This window comes from Microcystis sp. M20BS1, from assembly GCF_020245305.1.
Classification (GTDB): Bacteria; Cyanobacteriota; Cyanobacteriia; order Cyanobacteriales; family Microcystaceae; genus Microcystis; species Microcystis ichthyoblabe_A.
Genome location: NZ_JADBUZ010000108.1, coordinates 23691 through 42719, shown reverse-complemented (window position 1 = coordinate 42719; position 19029 = coordinate 23691). Strand labels below are relative to the sequence as shown.

19 protein-coding genes and 1 pseudogene are annotated in these 19029 nt (G+C 41.4%); 7 read left to right on the top strand and 13 right to left on the bottom strand.

The window, feature by feature from the left end:
• Window positions 1–218: 218 nt before the first annotated feature.
• Complete coding sequence (locus IM507_RS11475) at window positions 219–458, bottom strand: BrnT family toxin (RefSeq protein ID WP_002739547.1); 240 nt, start codon at window positions 456–458, stop codon at window positions 219–221.
• Between the two features lie 255 nt (window positions 459–713).
• Between IM507_RS11475 and IM507_RS11470 the strand changes: the two genes are divergently transcribed.
• Entirely contained in the window at window positions 714–2300 is a 1587-nt protein-coding gene (locus tag IM507_RS11470) for a hypothetical protein (RefSeq protein ID WP_123229912.1), read from the top strand.
• 614 nt (window positions 2301–2914) lie between these two features.
• Here the strand turns inward: IM507_RS11470 and IM507_RS11465 are convergent.
• The 5 genes from IM507_RS11465 to IM507_RS11445 all read right to left on the bottom strand — a co-directional run bounded on the left by IM507_RS11465 (window position 2915) and on the right by IM507_RS11445 (window position 7262).
• A complete protein-coding gene (locus IM507_RS11465) occupies window positions 2915–3256 on the bottom strand; it encodes a type II toxin-antitoxin system PemK/MazF family toxin (protein WP_012268344.1) in 342 nt (113 codons plus the stop codon).
• Window positions 3256–3501, bottom strand: a complete 246-nt coding sequence (locus IM507_RS11460) for a hypothetical protein (protein ID WP_002739747.1) — start codon at window positions 3499–3501, stop codon at window positions 3256–3258. Before IM507_RS11460 ends, IM507_RS11465 begins: the two co-directional genes overlap by 1 nt.
• Window positions 3502–3577: 76 nt before the next feature.
• Window positions 3578–4840, bottom strand: a complete 1263-nt coding sequence (locus tag IM507_RS11455; RefSeq protein WP_002754150.1) for an NAD(P)/FAD-dependent oxidoreductase — start codon at window positions 4838–4840, stop codon at window positions 3578–3580.
• Window positions 4837–5802, bottom strand: a complete 966-nt coding sequence (locus IM507_RS11450; RefSeq protein ID WP_287637040.1) for a hypothetical protein — start codon at window positions 5800–5802, stop codon at window positions 4837–4839. The genes IM507_RS11455 and IM507_RS11450 overlap by 4 nt, the downstream gene beginning before the upstream one ends.
• Window positions 5802–7262 (bottom strand): MBOAT family O-acyltransferase, encoded by a 1461-nt coding sequence (locus tag IM507_RS11445; RefSeq protein WP_287637039.1) that lies wholly within the window; start codon window positions 7260–7262, stop codon window positions 5802–5804. Before IM507_RS11445 ends, IM507_RS11450 begins: the two co-directional genes overlap by 1 nt.
• A gap of 162 nt (window positions 7263–7424) precedes the next feature.
• Between IM507_RS11445 and IM507_RS11440 the strand changes: the two genes are divergently transcribed.
• The gene (locus tag IM507_RS11440) at window positions 7425–8396 is read left to right on the top strand and encodes an FkbM family methyltransferase (RefSeq protein WP_002739638.1); all 972 of its coding nucleotides are present in this window, start codon (window positions 7425–7427) and stop codon (window positions 8394–8396) included.
• Between the two features lie 103 nt (window positions 8397–8499).
• Here IM507_RS11440 and IM507_RS11435 read toward each other — a convergent pair whose 3' ends face one another.
• Both IM507_RS11435 and galE read right to left on the bottom strand, forming a co-directional pair.
• Window positions 8500–8925 carry a hypothetical protein gene (locus IM507_RS11435; protein WP_042791069.1) on the bottom strand — a complete coding sequence of 142 codons (426 nt, stop codon included), beginning with the start codon at window positions 8923–8925 and terminating at the stop codon, window positions 8500–8502.
• Window positions 8926–9054: 129 nt separating this feature from the next.
• On the bottom strand, window positions 9055–10053 hold the full coding sequence (galE, locus tag IM507_RS11430; RefSeq protein ID WP_002740222.1) for a UDP-glucose 4-epimerase GalE: 999 nt from the start codon (window positions 10051–10053) through the stop codon (window positions 9055–9057).
• A gap of 69 nt (window positions 10054–10122) precedes the next feature.
• Between galE and pap the strand changes: the two genes are divergently transcribed.
• The 5 genes and pseudogenes from pap to IM507_RS11405 form a co-directional block, all read left to right on the top strand.
• The gene (pap, locus tag IM507_RS11425; protein ID WP_287637038.1) at window positions 10123–11616 is read left to right on the top strand and encodes a polyphosphate:AMP phosphotransferase; all 1494 of its coding nucleotides are present in this window, start codon (window positions 10123–10125) and stop codon (window positions 11614–11616) included.
• 454 nt (window positions 11617–12070) lie between these two features.
• Entirely contained in the window at window positions 12071–12622 is a 552-nt protein-coding gene (locus IM507_RS11420; protein WP_287637037.1) for a DUF6036 family nucleotidyltransferase, read from the top strand.
• Complete coding sequence (locus tag IM507_RS11415; RefSeq protein WP_002740123.1) at window positions 12619–12903, top strand: hypothetical protein; 285 nt, start codon at window positions 12619–12621, stop codon at window positions 12901–12903. Before IM507_RS11420 ends, IM507_RS11415 begins: the two co-directional genes overlap by 4 nt.
• Window positions 12900–13538, top strand: a complete 639-nt coding sequence (purN, locus tag IM507_RS11410; RefSeq protein ID WP_287637036.1) for a phosphoribosylglycinamide formyltransferase — start codon at window positions 12900–12902, stop codon at window positions 13536–13538. The genes IM507_RS11415 and purN overlap by 4 nt, the downstream gene beginning before the upstream one ends.
• A 135-nt stretch (window positions 13539–13673) precedes the next feature.
• Window positions 13674–14276: pseudogene (locus IM507_RS11405) on the top strand (IS630 family transposase); the annotation flags it as partial.
• A gap of 20 nt (window positions 14277–14296) precedes the next feature.
• On the opposite strand, the gene IM507_RS11400 reads toward IM507_RS11405, so the two are convergent.
• The 5 genes from IM507_RS11400 to glpX all read right to left on the bottom strand — a co-directional run bounded on the left by IM507_RS11400 (window position 14297) and on the right by glpX (window position 18557).
• Complete coding sequence (locus IM507_RS11400) at window positions 14297–14530, bottom strand: hypothetical protein (RefSeq protein WP_069474015.1); 234 nt, start codon at window positions 14528–14530, stop codon at window positions 14297–14299.
• Complete coding sequence (locus IM507_RS11395; protein ID WP_002756313.1) at window positions 14511–14789, bottom strand: BrnT family toxin; 279 nt, start codon at window positions 14787–14789, stop codon at window positions 14511–14513. The genes IM507_RS11400 and IM507_RS11395 overlap by 20 nt, the downstream gene beginning before the upstream one ends.
• Window positions 14790–14795: 6 nt before the next feature.
• On the bottom strand, window positions 14796–15356 hold the full coding sequence (locus tag IM507_RS11390; protein WP_002756312.1) for a hypothetical protein: 561 nt from the start codon (window positions 15354–15356) through the stop codon (window positions 14796–14798).
• A 692-nt stretch (window positions 15357–16048) separates the two neighbouring features.
• Window positions 16049–17335, bottom strand: coding sequence for a glutamyl-tRNA reductase (locus IM507_RS11385; RefSeq protein WP_069474842.1), 1287 nt, complete (start codon window positions 17333–17335; stop codon window positions 16049–16051).
• 184 nt (window positions 17336–17519) lie between these two features.
• Window positions 17520–18557 (bottom strand): class II fructose-bisphosphatase, encoded by a 1038-nt coding sequence (gene glpX / locus IM507_RS11380; protein ID WP_002739910.1) that lies wholly within the window; start codon window positions 18555–18557, stop codon window positions 17520–17522.
• Between the last annotated feature and the right edge of the window lie 472 nt (window positions 18558–19029).

Below are 19029 nucleotides of genomic sequence, written 5' to 3'. Positions count from 1 at the left end.
TTAAAGCAGCTCTAAAGAGTTTTGAGTTAAAAGTTAAACTTCAAGTTTTCATTCAGGACGAATGTACTGATTAACTATTTTTTTGGGGAAAATTAGTTAACCCATCATTATAACATATAATTAATTTGCAAGAGTTCTAATCTTTAACGACTTGTCCCAGTTCCATTGGTTCATCAGTATAAGTTATTTTGCTGTTCATATAGTTTACGTCCTTTTCGTCAATAACCAGCTCCAAAAATTCTAACTTTTCCTTCTTGGTAAGTAAAGCGTACTGTGATAATTCCTTCATTGATTTGCCCCATACAGTAAAATCGGTTTTCTTCTTGACTGTGAGCCAGATCTTGTACAATAACTCTGTTGGGGTCAAAAAATGCGTATTGAGCTAATTCAAAGGAAACATCGTGTTTCTGTTGGTTTAAACGATTTTTATCTTCATCCCATTCAAAGCTTTCATCCATAGGCGGAGTTGATAAGCCTAATCACTATGATTTTAACATAGACTTTCAAGAACATGAGTTGAATCAAATTGATCGGCTGGTGATAGAACATCAGACAACATTACTCGATACATGGTATGACTACTTTGACACTTGAGACAGAACCGACCGTAAATCAAGTGCAATCGCGGATCTTGTAGTTTCAGCCTTGTTTTCTTGTATAATAGAGTTAAAGTTGTATAATCTCAAACCGTCATTCGTAAATTATATCAATCAATGCAAAAATTAATTAACTTCAGACCCAAAGATAGAATGCAGTTAACAGCAGTGGTTTTGATAATCTTAGCCATTGCCTTCGCATTTTTTACGAGAATTATCACTGCTTTTGAATACGTTACCTTTGATATCGGACCAGAGCCCGATCAGATAGTAATTGGCAATACTGTAATCAATATGTGGCAGGGAAAAATACCCGCTTTAGGTATGGCTGGTTCTGGAGGAAAATATCCCTTTACTATTCCTCCTCTTTACTTTTATTTAGTATTTCCTTTTACTATTTTTGGTTCCGATCCCGCTTTTCTAGTTTTAGCTAATGGCGTTTTTTCCTTTTTAGCGATTCCACTCCTAATCTATCTAGTTTATCAACTTTTGGAAAAGGTGGAATTTTCCAAGCGAATCCTCTTATCGAGTCTGGCTTGGTTTTGGTATAGCACGTTTTATACAGACTATTTTATTAGTAATTTTTCTTGGAATCCTAGTCCAATACCGTTTTTTCTAATAATCTTTGTACTCCTTTATAAATTTCAGTTAGAGACTAAACAACCTTCATATTATCAAGCAATTTCTTGGATAGTCTATGGTGTAATTTTAGCCATCTTGGTAAGTTTACATTCTACTACAATGTTCGTTCTTCCTGTCGTATGTGTCCTTACTTCTCTATGGTTTGTCTATAAGAACAGGAAAAATTTTCTCAAGTGTCTTTTACCTTTTTTAGCGATTATTTCCTCGAATATTGCTCTACTACACTATTGGAAAGTAGAAATCGCTCGTAATTTTAGCAACACCAAAGCGATCATCAATGCAATTATAGGTTCGGACGAGACAACAACTCAAAGTGGTAATCTGTTAGCTCGCTTATTTAAAGCTATTTGGGAGTTTGTTTTTCTTGGTAATCAAGTGTATTTTATCTCGAAGGATTGGCTATGGTTTAATTTATTTTTGTCAGTGTTTTTTTGTGTTATTTCTTTATACTTTACCCTCAGAAAGTTTCAAGGTAACAAAACTATATTAGCTGTTCTTGATCTAACTTGGCTAATTTTTATGTATGCTGCTTCCAATTATCAAGAAGAATACTTTTTCTCTCACCGTAAAATATTAATTTGGTTTGCGCCAATGTTGATGGGAATTATCAGTTTAGCTTACTTAAATTTTAATAACAAATGGTCAAGATTTTTCGGTATTATTTTAATTGGATTAATTGGTTATTCTATCGCTACAAATCTCGACTTCGATCAACGCTATATATCTAGTAAATATAGTACAGAAAGACTACTATCTGCTTCTGATATTATAGACATTTTTAATCAGATTCCCCCTAGATCAAATATTTGTTATCCAGCCAAGAAAGGCAAAAGAAAAATAAACAATCAATACGACTATATTGATAATTATATAACTAAAAGAAACTTACAGGTTGTTAATAGCTGTCAAACAGGTGACTATATACTACAATCCAAGTTTAAAATGGACTTGGAAATGAATGATCTATTTCCCATTTTTTCCCTAACTAAAACTCCATCGCTAGAGCAAAAAGCTAATCTTGTTTTAGAAACTCCCGAAGCCTATTTATATAAACTAAATTAGCTGAGGTGAAAATTGACTAAATCAATTTTCTTTAGCTATTTGACGAGTATTTTTTGATTCAATCGGTTGCTTAGATAACAACCATGAATAACGCAGTGCGATCACCGATCTTAAGCGTTTAACCATCAGATATACATTCAGATCTTCTAGGGTGCGTTCCCTAATCTGGCTCCCACTGCTCCACCGATCAATTTTTGGGAACGCACCATGCACATTGATTAAAGATGTGAGTTTAAGTGCGATGCTGAAGGCATTGGTTGGTCTATCGGGCCAGCAATTCTCAGTTTTAGACACAGCAAGCCTTTTAGGGATTTAAAGAACATTTTAAAGGGGGATTTTTGGGGCAACTTTGGGTGTACTATCAAGTCAAAAGCCTGAAGACTCGTGAAATGAAATTCGCAATCCCATTGAATTTTACCCCGTATTATGCGAACTAACTCCCAAAAGCCTTGCTACAGGGCAAATTGAGAATTGCTGCTATCGGGGGGTTACGAGGGCAAGCCTAATCGTAATCAAATTCAGAATGGTACAGTCACACGAAGGTGGCATTGGAACAGTGGAAGAATGCAAACTAAAACCTGGGCTTGGAGCGCAAATTGGTCAAAATATCTTCATTACAGTCCCATTAAGATTCTCAGTCTGTCTTCAACCAATGCCAGCGTTTCTGAGGATACAGTTCCCCATCGCTTCTCAAGTCGTTCTACTGAGATTGATCTTACGTCCTCGCACTTGATAAAACTTGGCATTTTCACTCCTCCCTCTGGAGGTTCCACTTTTATGTGAAAAGGGATTCCTTTGTCTTTAGAAGTTACTGGCAAAACAACAACTAAGCCAGATGCACCCTGATTAAACAGGTCTGCTGAAATCACTAAACATGGACGCTTACCAGCCTGTTCATGCCCTCTTACTGGATTAAGGTCTGCTAGCCATATTTCTCCTCTGGTAATTTCTGCCACTACCCTTCTACTCCATCAGCGAGAGTTTGCTCCCATGTCTGCCTTTCAGAAATTTCCTCTTGCCATAAAGTCTCATTCTTCCTTAAGGCGGCGAAGGCTTCATTCGCTTGAACTAGAAAAACATATCTGCGATAATTTTCGATGGCTTTGTCTAATACTGTTGGGAGCGTATCCCCAGAGGAGTCAACGAGTGCTAACAGCGTTTTGTGAGCAGCCTCACTAATGCTAATTTTTAATTCAGGCATACTTTTCTCTCGTAGCTTGTGTAGGGCTATTGTAGCCAATTGTGTAAGGGCTAACAACCTAGTTGGAACTGATTATTTATTCTCCCTTTTGCCTTTTGCCTGTCCTGATATGTAGCCTATGCTCAACGGATTTAGTATTAGATAACACCTGTGAATAACGGAGTCGGAGAAGAATTTTTTTTGCCCAATGTTGAAACACTTTTAACTGATGGCGTTGGCTGGGTAAACGCAGTATATAGACAAAGCGACGCATTATATCAGCCAATCTACCAGTAATATTAATGCCAAAACTGGAAACAAGGGCTGATTGTTTACCCAGGGTTAACATATCACCTAAATGGAGATAATAATAGGGTTGGGGCGATTTTTTTCTGATCACTGCCGAGATATTTTTGGCTAATAGACTGGCTGCTTGATAGGCTGCCTGTGCTGTGGCAGGAATTACCTGTTTATTAGGATAAATTTCGGCTAGATCCCCAAGGGCAAAAACTTCGGGATAGTCGATTAATTGTAAACTGGAACGGGTTAATAATTTGCCTTGTGCTGTTTTCTGACAATCTAAATTATTGATCCAATCCTGTGCTTGGGTTCCTGCTGTCCACAATAATAAATCAATGGGGATAAATTCATTTGTATTATCTTTAAATACGGTCATGGAATTAGCTGCAACTTCCTTTAATCCCGTGTTTAAATAGAGATTAACATTCTTGGCTAAAAGGGAACGACAGGAAGCAATACGAACCGATTTAGGGAAGTTTTGCAGTATTTCCTCATTCCTTTCCACTAGGTGAACTTTGCCTTTTTTTCCTAAACGATCAGCCACCTTACAGGCTAATTCTACCCCATTGGGACCACCGCCAATAATTGCTAAATTAATTGAGGATTTTCCTTGAGTTTCTAAGTCATGAATTGCCGTTTGTAATCTTTCTACATCCTCTAAACTCCGAAAAGTTAGCCCATAATCAGCTAACCCCAGTATAGCCGGCCAACGATTCCGCACTCCCACCGCTAAAACGAGGTAATCGTAATCTAAAATTTCCTCATTTTCTAAATATACTTGATGATTGTTTAAATCAATATTACTGGCTTTTTGAGTTTTTAAATTAATCTGAGTTCCTGTTAATAATTGACGGTAGGAGGGGGCAATTTCCCAGCGTTGCAATTCTCCTGTAATTAGTTCATAGAGAAGAGGAGTAAAGAGAAAATGGTCTTTTGGTTCGACTAAAGTTATTTGCCATTGACCTGATTTTACTGCTGTTAATCGACTCAAATCGAGTGCCGTGTATAACCCTCCAAAACCACCACCGAGAATGCAAATCTTAGTTATAGGTTTATTCATGGATTTTTATTCTCAGTTGTGTTTAAGAGAGGTTTTAGTTCCGAAACTAATTGTTCTGAACGAATAATTCTCGCTGGGGGCAAAAGATGATAGTGAGTGTCAGCAAAAATAGTAGAATCGGTCTTAATATTCAAGTCTTTTGGGTCGTAAATTGTTGGCACAACCCGACTTAATTCTTCGGCAGATTTGCGAATATTAGCCAAGGTTTTACCATCATTTTTTGCATAAACCCAGGGTAAAGAAACCACTAAAGTCGCCCCTTTTGCTTCTAAATCTTTCTTGAGTTTTTCAATCAATTTAATCGAGTGAGCAGAGACAGGAGTATCAAAGGTCATTTGCCACCATTTCCATTTCCCTGTTTTTTCCTTAACTATAGTCGGATCACCTGTATTAGTAATCGGATCGGAAAGATAACCCGTCATTCTGCCTTTAGTGAATAAATCAACCGTGGATTTAGTGACTGCACGCATCCCCGGAATACCTAATAACCAAGTATCCTCGATCATGGTTTTTAAAGGTATTCCACCTAACCCCGGTTTGCCAATAGCGACGCTAAAAGGTGCGGATCCCCAAAGTCCTTCGCCGCGATTAAAACCGTCCTCATCCATGAGCATGAGATATTCAGGAATCAGCAGAATTACATCCCCTTTGCGTGCTTTTTCGAGAATCATAGCGGCAATGACATTTAACCCGATATCACCCTGTAAACCGAAGTTAACCACCGGTATTCCCAATTCTTTGGCCATTAATTCCGAATTTATGCTATAATGCGCCCCCGATCCTGCCGTGACGATTAAACGCCGCGGTCCTTCGACCTTGGATGCGATCGCTGATTTTTCTTCGTACATCATCCGCAGCCAGCTTAATTCGCCGCCGTAGATGACATTATAAACAAAGCCGAGGGACCAAGCGACTCCCAGAGAAGCTAACCAGGGGAAAATGTTAAAAGATTTAGTATTCATCAGAATTCAAAGTAAATAAAATCACTGGTATTAGTGGAAGCTAGGAGAATAGTTAAACCTAGCAATATTTTAGACAGCCAAGGCGATAGTAATAGTTCATATTCAAACTTTTTCTGGGCAACAGCCAGATGTTCGAGGATTAAGACAATGATACCAAGAACTAAAGCGACGCTTAAAACTGCTCCTTGATTGAGACTATAGGAACTAAAAATTTCCCCGATATTAGCTAAGGAATAATTGAAAGGATTGGCAATAATCAGCATTTTGCCAATTAATCTTCTGGTGTTAATCTCCATGAAAAAGAGACAACCAAAAATGACCGCCAATTGCGTTAAAGCCCAGGAGACAATTTGCGGCTGAGAAACGTATTTTCCGACGAAAGCATAGAAAGGTCGCCCTAGATAACGCAGTAATAATAATAATGTCCCGTGGTAAGCGCCCCAAAAGATGAAATTCCAAGCTGCACCATGCCAAAAACCTGAAAGAGTAAAGGTAATGAATAGATAAAAAGGCGCCCAATTTTTATTGGAACCCATCAGGGGTAAAAATACATAATCCCGAAACCAAGTGCTAAGGGTAATATGCCAACGTCGCCAAAATTCGTTAATACTTTGGGATGTGTAGGGAGCTAAAAAGTTCAATTCCAATCTAACCCCGACGAAATAGGCTAAACCAACAGCAATAAAGCTATAACCGCCGAAGTCAAAATAGATTCTCAGGGTGAATAAAAAGGCCTCAAACCAGATATACCAAGCATTGTCGATCATCTTATCTAATTGGATGTAGGGCGCAATGTTATCGGCGAGGACAAATTTCATAAATAAACCGAGGGAAAGCCAACCCAAACCCTTCTCGAAGTTTTCTCCTGTAAATTTGAGGCGAAATCCCTCCATTTGTGGTAATAAATCCCGGCGACGCTCGATCGGACCTGCGACAATTTGGGGGAAAAAGGAGATAAAATTGACATAATCGAGGACGGCTAGGGGTTTCTTTTTCTTTTCGCGTAGGGAGTCCACCACGAAAGCCACCATCTGGAAGCTATAGAAGGACACCCCCGGCGGTATTTGGCTAGGCACGGGAATTGGGGAAAGTTCCTTCCAATTGGGAGGGAGAGAAACGAATAATCCGATGATTTCTTGGACAAAAAAGCCGAAATACTTGAAGTAGGCGAGGACAAGAATATCGATGACGATAACGATAGTGGCTAGGAGATTCGCTTTCCAGCCGCTCATTTTCAGCACTAGCCAGACCATAATGTAGTTAAAGGCTAGGGAGACGATGAAAACGAGGAAACTGGTGCGACTGGCGTAATAAAACAGGATCAGGGACAGTGCCGCTAATCCAACTCCATCAAAAACACCTCGCCAGAGATTGAAGGACTTCGCTATATAACGCGCCGTTAAGAAAGGAACGCTAAAAAGGATTAATATCCACCAAAATATAAAATCAGAGTAATTCAAGCCTTGTTAACTCCTGATGGTCTGTGTTACCTTGTTTGAGATGGGTTTCCTGACTTCTGATGCACAGAGACGAGAGATTTTCTTGACAAGCCTATCAAACTTTGTCAGACTTGTCCATAAAATTAACTCCAGCAATCCTAAAAAATTGAGGCTAGACAAGCAATGCTTTATCAAAAACTGTTAGATGCACATAAACGCTATCGGCAATTTAAGACTTATCCTCATATTGCTGATCAATATTGGTCTAGTCAGTTGGCAGAGCATAATATTAGTCCTAATTATGTGGAATATGATGCTAAATCTGGTCAACTTTTTTATAAACCTTTAGGTATCAGTTTAAGCAAAAATAAGCAAGATTTCCTCTTGGTTAGTAAAGTTTGTAACAAAGCTGGAGCTTTAAAAGCTCTGGCTGATTGTAAATTTTATATTGATGAGCAACAGGAATTAATTATCGAGATCGATGGAGTTAAGTTAATTATCGAGACGGGACAGGATTTATATATCGCCCATGAAATTTTCCTTTTAGGTGTATATAATTTCCTCTATAACAAGCCCTGTGTAGTGATCGATATTGGTATGAATACGGGTTTTGCCAGTCTCTTTTTTGCTAATCGAGCTAATGTGAAAGCTGTCTATAGTTACGAACCTTTTAAGGCTACCTACGACCAAGCTTTAAGAAATTTTGCCCTCAATCCTAATCTAGCGGAGAAGATTAAAGCTTTTGATTATGGAGTCGGCGCTCGGGATGAAATTATTCAAGTAGAATACGATTACACCGTGAAAGCTAGTGTTGGTATTTCTGGTATTGACAACCAATTAAAACCTTTTGCCTCGAAACAAACCGCTACAGCCGATTTAATTCTGAAACCTTTCACCGATGTGTTTAAAGGTATTACCTCTGACTATCCCGATATTGATATTGTTGCCAAGATTGATTGTGAAGGCTCCGAATACGAAATCCTCGATTCTTTAGCGGCAACTGGTCAATTGGGACAGATGAAAATTGTCATGATGGAATGGCATAAAAAGGGTCCCGGTGCTTTAGTCAAACATCTGCAAGACTTCGGTTTTATCATCTTCTCCCGGATGCCTCGCAGTAAAAATGTCGGCACTTTGTATGCAATTAAACCCTAAAGTACAGAAGTGAGGTGATAGGGAGATGGGGAAATTTCAACTAATACCCCAAAACCCCAACAGGTTCTAACTGATAACTGATAACTGATAACTGATAACTGCTTTACTGTGCTTGACAATAGGTATTAAAAGCTTCGCCAGTTTCTTTTTCTAATTGGCCGGCTTTTCTGACCTTTTCCTGTGCTAATTTTGCCCCGTTTTTATTGCGAGTTTCGATCACTTGAATTATTTCACGAGTGGCAGTGGCATAATCTTCGTAAACTTGAGCGAAAGTGGTCTTATATTTCTCTATTTCAGGATCCTTCACTGCTAATTTTTTCATATTTTCCGAGGCCTGTTCGATTTTATCGGCGGCTAATAGCCAACTTTTTTGGTCAATTTCTGTCCCTTGACCCTTGGTTAAAGATTTGGTTTCTTGGGCGACTTCGTTGGCAATCCGATAGATTTTTTGACATTGAAACTGTTTACTATCAGCACAACTTGCCAAAAAAGTCAAGCCCATAAATATTAAGATTATTTTGTTATTCATAGCATTGTATTTGAGATGATTCTAGAGAAGCTTATAGCGGTAAACTATCAGCCTCTAGTAGTTTTTTACTGTTATCGACTGATAGAATTGTTCAATCTGATAATACTAAAGTTTAGCACTCGATCGCCGTTAAGCGTGTCTTTTTTGATGCCAATTCCAAGCGTGTTCAACTATTACCTTAAGATCGGCATATTGGGGATGCCAACCGAGAACCTGTTTAGCTTTATCACTACTGCCGATTAAAATGGGGGCATCACCTGCTCTTCTGGGACTTTCGATGAAGGGAATATCTAAACCAGTTACCGCTTGCGCTGTTTCAATCACTTCCCGCACAGAAAAACCGTTACCATTGCCCAAATTAAACACATTACTTTCGCCCCCATTTAAGAGATATTCTAAGCCTAAAACGTGAGCTTGAGCTAAATCATTAACATGGATATAATCACGCACAGCAGTACCATCGGGAGTATCATAATCCGTGCCAAAAATTGACAGGGAATCCCGTTTTTTCAGAGCAGTTAATAAAGCCAAGGGAATTAAATGGGTTTCCGGTTGGTGATCTTCCCCTAATAAACCACTGGGGTCGGCTCCTGACGCATTAAAATAACGGAAAGCCACCGATTTTAAACCGTAGGCCGGATCAAAATCCCTAAGAATTTGTTCCACCATTTCCTTACTGGCTGCGTAGGGACTGAGGGGATGATGGGGGTGACTTTCCGTCATCGGAATTTCCTTCGGCATTCCATAAATAGCACAGGTGGAAGAAAAAACAAATTTCTTCACATCGGCGGCGATCATCGCTTGCAAAAGAGTCAGACTACCACTAACATTATTTTGATAGTAAATGGCTGGTTCCTGCACCGATTCCCCCACGGCAATAAAAGCGGCAAAGTGCATGACAGCGGCAATATCACGACTAGCAAATAAATTATCCAGCAGCGATCGATCCCTGGTATCACCGACAATTAACTCAACTTTTAATATATCCTTAATGATTTCGGCGTGACCGTAGGATAAATTATCGAGTACGATGACGGAATAACCGGCATTTTTGAGCGCTAGAACCGCATGGGAACCAATATAACCCGCACCGCCAGTAACGAGAATGGTAGGTTTAACTTGAGACACGCGATCATACCTATTTGAAATTGACTTGTCTATAACTTTATACCCTAATTTTGCTTTTATTTGACCATCATGTTAAGTCCCCTCGATCTATCTCTTTCCCTTGACAAGGAAACTTATCAATCACAAATTAAAGATTTAATGGAACAACTGCGATCGCTACAGCAGTCCTGTTGGGAATGTAAATTACCCGTGGTGGTGGTTTTGGAAGGTTGGGCGGCGGCAGGCAAGGGAACTTTAGTCAAAAAAATGGTTAACTATATGGATCCTCGGGGTTTTACCGTCCATCCAATTTTAACCCCTTCCTCCCAAGAGGAAAGTTACCCGTTTTTGTGGCGATTTTGGCAAAAACTGCCAGCAAAGGGCAGTATCGGCATTTTTTATCACAGTTGGTACACCCATCTACTAGAGGATCGACTCTTAAATAAATTGCCCTCCTCCCAGATTCCCCTAGTTATGCGCGATATCAACACCTTTGAGCGACAATTATTTGATGATCGGGTGGCGATCGCTAAATTCTGGATTCATCTCAGTCAAAAGGAATTAAAGTCACGCATCAAAGAATACGCCGAAAATGAGCTAGAATCTTGGCGCGTGCGTCCGGAAGATTGGCAACAGGCTAAACGTTATGATGAGTATGCCAGTTTAGCCGAGGAAATGATTACCTACACTAGCACGGGGGCCGCCCCTTGGACATTGGTGGAGGGCAACTGTCAACGCTGGGCCCGGGTAAAAGTTCTCTCCCAATTAGTCGGCACGATCGCTCAAGCTTTGGATCAGCGGCAATTACCGATCGAACCTCCTGTCAATCTACCACCCCAAGCCCAATTACTGCCCACAGAACCCGATTATCTGGGGAGAGTGGACTTAAGTGCCAAATTGGAAAAAGAAGACTATAAAATCCGTTTGCGTCAGGCACAGGTGGAACTAAGAAAACTGCAATTAGAGATTTTTCAGGCAAATATTCCCGTTTTAGTCCTGTTTGAGGGGTGGGATGCCGCCGGTAAGGGAGGTGCGATCAAACGCTTAACCGATACCCTAGATCCTCGCAGTTATCAAGTGATTGCCTTTGCTGCCCCGACGGAGGAAGAACACCGCTATCATTATCTCTGGCGCTTCTGGCGCAAATTACCCGCAGCCAAAACTATCGGTATATTTGATCGCAGTTGGTATGGACGGGTTTTGGTGGAGAGAGTGGAAGGATTCGCTAAAGATATGGACTGGCGGCGGGCATATCAAGAAATTAACGAATTTGAGGCCCAATTAACCCATTCAGGCTGTGTTTTAGTCAAATTTTGGTTACATATTAGCCCCGAAGAACAGTTAAATCGCTTCAACGAGCGCCAAACTAACCCCTATCGTCAACATAAACTCACCGATGAAGATTGGCGCAATCGAGAAAAACAGCCCCTCTATCATGTGGCAGTTAATCACATGGTAGCCCGTACTAGCACCCCCGTCGCCCCCTGGACGATTGTGGCGGCAAATGATAAGTATTTCGCCCGCGTTAAAGTCATAGAAACAGTCATTGCCGCTATTGAAACCGGTTTGAAACAACGCAATTAAACGAGGTTATGCTCATGAAAATGCGACATCTGATGTTGATTCCTTCTGTTCTTCTGTTCAGTCAACTAAGTATCTGCTCGTTAGCTCAGGCCAAAACAATTTATCAATGTGAAAGTTACACTAGGCTTGACGGAACGTCAGCTTTTCGGGTTAGTCCTTCAATATCAGGTAGTTTTGGGTTGTTTAATCCGGCGAATGTTTCGCGAAATTGTTTTGTTCCAGTAACCCAAAAACGGTGTTCCTACAAAGGTCCTGCTAGTGACAACAAATGGTACAAGTGTGGCAGGACTCCGGCACTGGACAGAAGAAAATTTGACTTTAGCCAAGGTATCGGAGAGATAGTAGAAGATAATAATGGCAAAAAGTATCATGCTTTCTCATCAGTTGTACAATTTACCTTTGAGTAGGCACTAAACTAAACTGGTAACTTGAGGCAGATAATCACGGCAAAAAAATGCGTGTAAACGTTGACGCTCAGAAGTTAGAACGCCTAATGCAAATCTTAGGTAAAGAAGCTCAGGGTTCAGGCACTATCTACTTTACAGGTGGAGCGAGTGCCTTACTGGTGGGATGGCGTAATTCCACAGTCGATGTGGATATCCGTCTAGATCCCGAACCGCCGGGCATTTTTCAAGCGATCGCCAAGCTAAAAAAAGAATTGAACATCAACATTGAACTGGCATCTCCGCAGGATTTTCTGCCCCCTATTCCGGGATGGCGCGATCGAAGCGTATTCATTGGCAAACGAGGTCAAATCTCTTTCTATCACTATGATTTTACAGCCCAAGCTCTTTCTAAACTATCGAGAGGGTTTGACCGTGACTTGAAAGATATTGAGGCTATGTACGAACACAAATTATTCTCTTTGAATGAGCTAGGGGAATGCTTTGAAGCGATTGCACCGGAACTAATCCGATTCCCCTCTCTTAACCCTGATGTGCTGAGAAGCAGAGTCGAGAACTTTATTGAACGTTTTCAATGTCCACCAGAGGAAAAACAATCATGAATCTCAATGAGTTGCCAGGGGCTGAGATCATCTTACCCGGACTGAGGGATCTTCACAATGGTGAGTCTAATACCATTGGGGCGTTGCTAGTTGCGATCGCAGCGACGCGCCTAACGGAAGTCGGTTTCGATATCCCTAAAAATCACCTAGCTGCAGAGCCAGAGCTAACCTTGTATGCCTATCTTCAAGAGGAACGGGATGATGCTTATTCTTACTATAATGCTTTGCTGAATCGCCTCAACAGCTTTTGCAATGCACTCGAACTCGGTTATAAAATATGATGACAATTTCCCCCAGTTTAATTTCTCCCGATCTCAGTTTGGCCGATATTCCCCTAGAGGAAACCCTCTCTTTAGGAGTGATGGCTTCTGGTAGTGGTTCCAATTTTGCTGTTTTGGCGGCAGCGATCGCAAAAAAACAGCTAAATGCCCGAATTCCCGTTCTCATCTACAATAATCCCGATGCCAAGGTAAAAGAAAAAGCCGCTCACTACAATATCCCTGCGGTTTTCCTCGATCATCGTCAATTTAAACCCAGAGAAGAACTCGATCGGGCAATAGTCGAAACTTTCCAAGAATACGGGGTAAAATGGGTAATTATGGCGGGCTGGATGCGAATTGTCACCCCAGTGTTACTGGATGCTTTTCCCGATCGCGTGATCAATATCCATCCTAGTTTACTACCCAGTTTTAAGGGTGTGCGCGCCGTGGAACAAGCTTTAGCCGCGGGGGTAAAAGTGACCGGATGTACTGTGCATATCGCTCGCGCGGAGGTAGATAGCGGCCCAATTTTAATGCAAGCAGTGGTTCCCATTCTCCCGGATGATACCGAGGCCAGTCTCCACGAACGCATTCAAGTGCAAGAACATCGCATTTTCCCAGTAGCGATCGCTTTAGCATCGAAATTGAGCCTATAGAGATCGATTTCTGGACTTCCTTGGCGAGAATACTGGCAAAAAAACGAAAATTCAAGGCAAATCGTTAAATAGGGTTTGCGGCAAAAAGTTTGTTGGTGGGGTTAGGAGTCAGTAGCCAGCAGTCAGGCTTCGGCAAAAACACTACACGCGGCGGAAAAAGAAAGTGACAGGGTACAGCAAAAAAGAGTGGAATACTGGTCTCAAGTGCGAGAAATTGAGGCATCAAAACTAATTTTCATCGATGAATCGGGGGTAAATTTAGCCCAATTAAGACTCTATGCTAGAGCCTTAATTGGCCGAAGAGCTTGGGGAAGAAAACCACAAAAAAGAGGGAAAAATATTTCAATAATTGGTGCTATAAGCTTAGAAAAAGTTGTGGCATCAGTCAATATATACGGTGCAGTGGATGCGGTAACATTTGAAGGATTTATTCTGAAGGAAGTGCTGCCAAAAATTAAAGAAGGAGACTGTCTGATCATGAATAACGCCAAGATTCATCTCGGAGAAATGGTCAGAGAAATAATCGAACAAGAAAAAGCTAGACTTATCTATTTACCTCCTTATTCTCCCGAATTCTCTGCTATTGAAAACTTTTGGTCAAAAGTGAAAGCGATGTTAATAAAACTGAAGGCGAGAACTTACAAAGACTTAATAGAAGGGATTGAATTGGCTATGTTAGAAGTTACTCAAAAAGATATTCGCAATTGGTTTACTCACTGTTGCTACTGTACCTCATAAGTTAGAGAATTGCTATATACTCACTGCTGTTGTTGTCTGACATAGGCATCTACAAGATTACGAATCAGGGATTGATAGGAAGCATTATGACGTTGAGCTTCCCGTTTAAAATACTCAATACTCTCCTTAGAAAATTCCATCGTTACCCTGACAGTATTTTGATTCGGTATTAGCTGCTCTGGTGGTGGTAAAAAGTCTTCGACAATTGTCACCTTACCAATCGGTTTTGCGGGATCAGGGGTTATGTTCTTCATAGAATTTTCTCCATTTACGCCATTCAGCTGCGCCAAATATACGAATCACTCCATCGCGGTAAGTAAAACGCACCGTTAAAACCCGGTCTTTTACCTTACCAATACAAAACCAACGTTCCTCTGAGTCACTATGTTGGACATCATGGACAATCAAACGATGTGGATCGAAAAACGCATATTGAGCAGTCTCAAAGTCCACACCATGTTTAGCCTTATTGTCAGCTTCTCTTCGACTATCCCAATCGAAAGTGCTTGTCATGTCACTCTAGCATATTTTAGTTTGTGTCGCTAAGTATAGAAAAATGAACCAGAAAATAAAAAACAAAACAGGAATAGAACGAGCCGGGAAAATCCCGACCCAATGAATCCAGGGATGTTTATTGTCAACAAACCTTGCTTTAAAAGTAGAAATATTTCCTAAATACTTATCCTGCTTAAGGATGCGTTTTTTTTCTGTCTTAAGTTGATCCATAGCTTTGATAGCCGCATAAAGCGAAGCTCCAATAATAAATGATGTCAGAATCCCTAGTATTGGTAAAAATATAGATAGAAACCCAAGTCGATAATTATTATTACCAGAAACTGCAAATGCTGCCATTAAAAAAGACTGGGAAGTGACATACCAGTTCATTCGATTGGCAATCAGATTGTGTTCACGATGGATCTCTTGGTCGATTAATCCGTAATACTCAATCGACTTGAGGTTTTCCTCGTCATTCCACCATTTCCACCAGTTCTCTTGCTTTTTTTTAGAGTCATTCCGCTTTTTAAAGTCATCCCACCATTTCCACCGGTTCTCTTGCTTTTTTTTAGAAGATTTATCCATTAATTCATCTCCCCATATAGCTTATTGAATTGAACTAAATCACCATCTTAAGTAGGTGTTTGGAATTAAATCCGACATTCCGCACATCTTCATATAGCTTTATATATTTTTACATTCCCCAAGATGTTTTGACGAAAAAGCTTCATTGTAGAAACTACTATTGAGAACATTTTCAATAATTGATTTTTTCTGAGAAAACAAATTACAATTCTTCACCTTGATGAAAATCGATCATTGTAGCTACAATCTTTACTGGCAAAGGGTTGTAAGCAATGTATTAGTAAAAATTATCAATTGAATGTTAAGAAGTGCGGAAGGTGGGTTAAATATAAAGATGAATCTCCTTGAAGGACTTGCTGCAACTCAATTTCCTAGAAAATTAGTTGCCCCATATTTTTCCAGTTAAATTGAATCAACAACGATTATCGAACCATTTAATTAGCACATGGCATAAAAGCAAGCTGTGACTGGGTCTAATTCTTGGAGATGTCCATTAATTATACCGCTCCCTGCTGTCAACTCCGACGCTCATAGACAGTCTTAACGAGTAATTTAGAGAGTCAACCGCTTAGTGGTCTGTCAATCTTGAAATTGTGGATAGGGGAATGCTGCCAAATTATTCGCCCCCAATCCCTCAAAATCATCTTAACAGACCAGTAGAATCACCCTTAATTTTTGTCAATTGTCGGACTCTAACTATATTCTTCCCCGACACTGAGATTAAAGAGCATTTGTAGGGATTGTAAACAGCGCTTACGCGCTTCGATATCCTGTTGGGCCCGCAGTTGTACCATGGGTTCGTGAAGGATTTTATTAACGATACCGCGGGTCATTGCTTCGATAACTTCTTGGTGTTTTTCGGCGAATTCCGTCCCCAGACGGGAGAGGGCCTTTTCTAATTCCTGTTCGCGAATATCTTCAATTTTGCTTCTTAAACAGCTAATTGTCGGGACAGTGTCCAAAGAACGCCACCAAAGCTCGAAAGCTTCCACTTCCTGCTCTAGGAGTGCCTCTGCTTCCCTGGCCATCTGACGGCGACTTTCCTGATTGGCGGCAACCACCGCTTTGAGATCATCGACGTTAAAAGCTTGCACTTGTGCCAATTCCTTCACGTCGGTGTGGACGTTACGGGGAACAGAAATATCGATTAACATCAGCGATGTAGCAGTAATCGTCACTTCTGTCAATAAATTTTTAGTTAAAATTGGTTCCGTGGCTCCCGTACTGGTGAAGACGATATCCGATGCCGCTACGATGGCCATCATCTCTTCTAAGCCATATAGTTGCAGCGGTAGGTGAGGAAATTCACGGGCCAACTCCTGGGCCCGTCTTTGGGAGCGATTGACGATCGCAATTTGCTGAGAACCCTTAGCCAGAAGGTGAGTAACTAATAATCGGGACATTTTCCCTGCCCCGATAATAGCGATTTTCTTGCCGCTGAGGTCTGCCACCTTAGCATGGGCTAACTCCACCGCCGCCGAACTGATCGATACGGCTCCCGTGCCGATGCTGGTTTCCGTGCGGACGCGCTTACCGGCAGTCATCGCTTGTTTAAACAGGCGATCGAGTAATTGGCTAATAGTATTGTACTTTTGAGCTAATTTATGGGTATTTTTAACTTGAGCGAGAATTTGCCCTTCCCCGAGGACAAGACTTTCTAAACCGGCGGACACCCGGAGCAGATGACGGACAGCATCCTGATGCAGTAGGGTAAACAGATAACGACGCAGGACATTAAGGGGAATATGTCCGATTTCAGCGAGAAACTGGGTAATTTCCACCACGCCCTTTTCCGTATCCGTAACCACGGCGTAGATCTCCAAGCGGTTACAGGTGCTGATAATCGCCACCTCTTGGATGTGGGGATAACCCTTGAGGTGGGTAAGAGCGGACTCGATTTTCGCTTCCGGGATACTCAATTTTTCGCGAATTTCCACCGGGGCTGTCTTGTGACTCAAGCCCACTACAGCAATATTCATTTATGTTCTCCTACAAATGTTGCTCAGGCTACAAAAATTATTGATAAAGATCAGTGCGTTATGTCTCTAATTGTTGCAATTTAGTCCCCATCGGGATGCAAATAAAAGATGTTTGAAAAAAAACTTTATATATTTTTACCAATGGGGGCGAGGTGAGCCATACCCACCCCACCGCGTCAGAGAATTATCTCAGTTGAATGTATTTGGGTTGGTCGAACAGGTGAACGGTATCGACAAAGCGAGCGGTTTTCGATTGGGTGGAGATAACCAAGCTTTGGGTACGAGCGCCACCATGGAAGAAGCGTACCCCTTCCATCAGGGTGCCGGGGGTGATCCCACAGGCGGCAAAGAGGACGGTTTGGCCACTGGCTAATTCTTCGCAACCGTAAACGCGATCGGGATTGGTGATGCCCATTTCTTGCAGACGAGCGAGATTACCCTCGCGGCTTTCGCCGATTAAACCGGTTTTGACCACTTCCGGATCATAGATTAATTGTCCCTGGAAGTGACCGCCTAGACAACGCATAGCCGCCGCCGAGATTACCCCTTCCGGAGCGGCACCGATACCCATGAGAGCATGAATATTAGTTCCCGAAAAAGCGCAGGAAATAGCGGCCGATACGTCACCATCGCTGATCAGACGAACTCTGGCCCCAGCGTTGCGGATTTCTTGGATTAATTCCTTGTGACGGGGACGATCCATAACCACTACCACCAGTTCTTCGATCGAACGATTGAGACAATCGGAAAGAACTTTCAGGTTTTCCGTCGCCGATTTATTAATATCCACATGACCTTTAGCTGCTGGGGGAGCGGCTAATTTTTTCATATAAAAATCAGGAGCGGCGAATAATCCACCTTTTTCGGAGATCGCTAACACGGCCATGGAACCATTTTGACCGTAGGCAACCAAGTTAGTGCCTTCGCAGGGATCGACGGCGATATCGATTTCGACTAATTCGTCGGGATTACAATATTGTTTGGCATCAACTTGGGTACAGATACCCACTTCTTCGCCAATATAGAGCATGGGAGCTTCGTCTCTTTCCCCTTCTCCAATAACGATGCGACCGCGCATATGGATTTTATTCATCCGTTCGCGCATCGCTTCCACAGCGACGTGATCGGCGATATTTTTTTCGCCTTTACCCATCCACTTCGAGGAGGCAATGGCAGCCTGTTCGACCACTTCGATAATTTCTAACCCTAGCGTACTTTCCACTCGATGATCCTCCCTACAGCTGATCTATGATTTATCTAGTGAGTTTGTTTCCTTAACAGTCAAAAGTCTATCACCAGACGGGGATCATTCTTAAGTTTTTATGTAGATCATCTGGAGGAGACCGGTATAGCTAGGGAGTTTTTGGGACTATTATCGCCTAATCTTGGCGATTGGGACTTTTATCACTGATTTTGTCTAGCGATCGCATGAAAGAAGGTTCTTACCCCTGTTGTGAATGCTAGACAAGGGCAGCTTTGTCAATACTAAACATCTGGTGCGGTTTTGCCGAGCAAAATTATAACGTTATCGGGTCAGGTTTTAAAATGAGCCATTTTAGTTGACGGTCTTTCTCATAAAGATGCAGTATAACCTAATTTGCTATCGACGACTGACTCCCCAAGGGGAAAATTTCCTACCTCATCCTTAAGATAAGCTAAGTAGCTGGTTATAATTAAATTGAAGATAGATTTTG

Bases quoted from the DNA above. Each gene is read 5' to 3' on its own strand.
- IM507_RS11440 (WP_002739638.1), top strand. From the start codon at position 7,425: ATGCTTTATCAAAAACTGTTAGATGCACATAAACGCTATCGGCAATTT.
- IM507_RS11400 (WP_069474015.1), bottom strand. From the start codon at position 14,530: ATGAAGAACATAACCCCTGATCCCGCAAAACCGATTGGTAAGGTGACA.
- IM507_RS11435 (WP_042791069.1), bottom strand. From the start codon at position 8,925: ATGAATAACAAAATAATCTTAATATTTATGGGCTTGACTTTTTTGGCA.
- IM507_RS11450 (WP_287637040.1), bottom strand. From the start codon at position 5,802: ATGAATACTAAATCTTTTAACATTTTCCCCTGGTTAGCTTCTCTGGGA.
- IM507_RS11460 (WP_002739747.1), bottom strand. From the start codon at position 3,501: ATGCCTGAATTAAAAATTAGCATTAGTGAGGCTGCTCACAAAACGCTG.
- pap (WP_287637038.1), top strand. From the start codon at position 10,123: ATGTTAAGTCCCCTCGATCTATCTCTTTCCCTTGACAAGGAAACTTAT.
- purN (WP_287637036.1), top strand. From the start codon at position 12,900: ATGATGACAATTTCCCCCAGTTTAATTTCTCCCGATCTCAGTTTGGCC.
- IM507_RS11395 (WP_002756313.1), bottom strand. From the start codon at position 14,789: ATGACAAGCACTTTCGATTGGGATAGTCGAAGAGAAGCTGACAATAAG.
- IM507_RS11390 (WP_002756312.1), bottom strand. From the start codon at position 15,356: ATGGATAAATCTTCTAAAAAAAAGCAAGAGAACCGGTGGAAATGGTGG.
- IM507_RS11455 (WP_002754150.1), bottom strand. From the start codon at position 4,840: ATGAATAAACCTATAACTAAGATTTGCATTCTCGGTGGTGGTTTTGGA.
- IM507_RS11415 (WP_002740123.1), top strand. From the start codon at position 12,619: ATGAATCTCAATGAGTTGCCAGGGGCTGAGATCATCTTACCCGGACTG.
- IM507_RS11470 (WP_123229912.1), top strand. From the start codon at position 714: ATGCAAAAATTAATTAACTTCAGACCCAAAGATAGAATGCAGTTAACA.
- IM507_RS11420 (WP_287637037.1), top strand. From the start codon at position 12,071: ATGCGTGTAAACGTTGACGCTCAGAAGTTAGAACGCCTAATGCAAATC.
- IM507_RS11385 (WP_069474842.1), bottom strand. From the start codon at position 17,335: ATGAATATTGCTGTAGTGGGCTTGAGTCACAAGACAGCCCCGGTGGAA.
- IM507_RS11475 (WP_002739547.1), bottom strand. From the start codon at position 458: ATGGATGAAAGCTTTGAATGGGATGAAGATAAAAATCGTTTAAACCAA.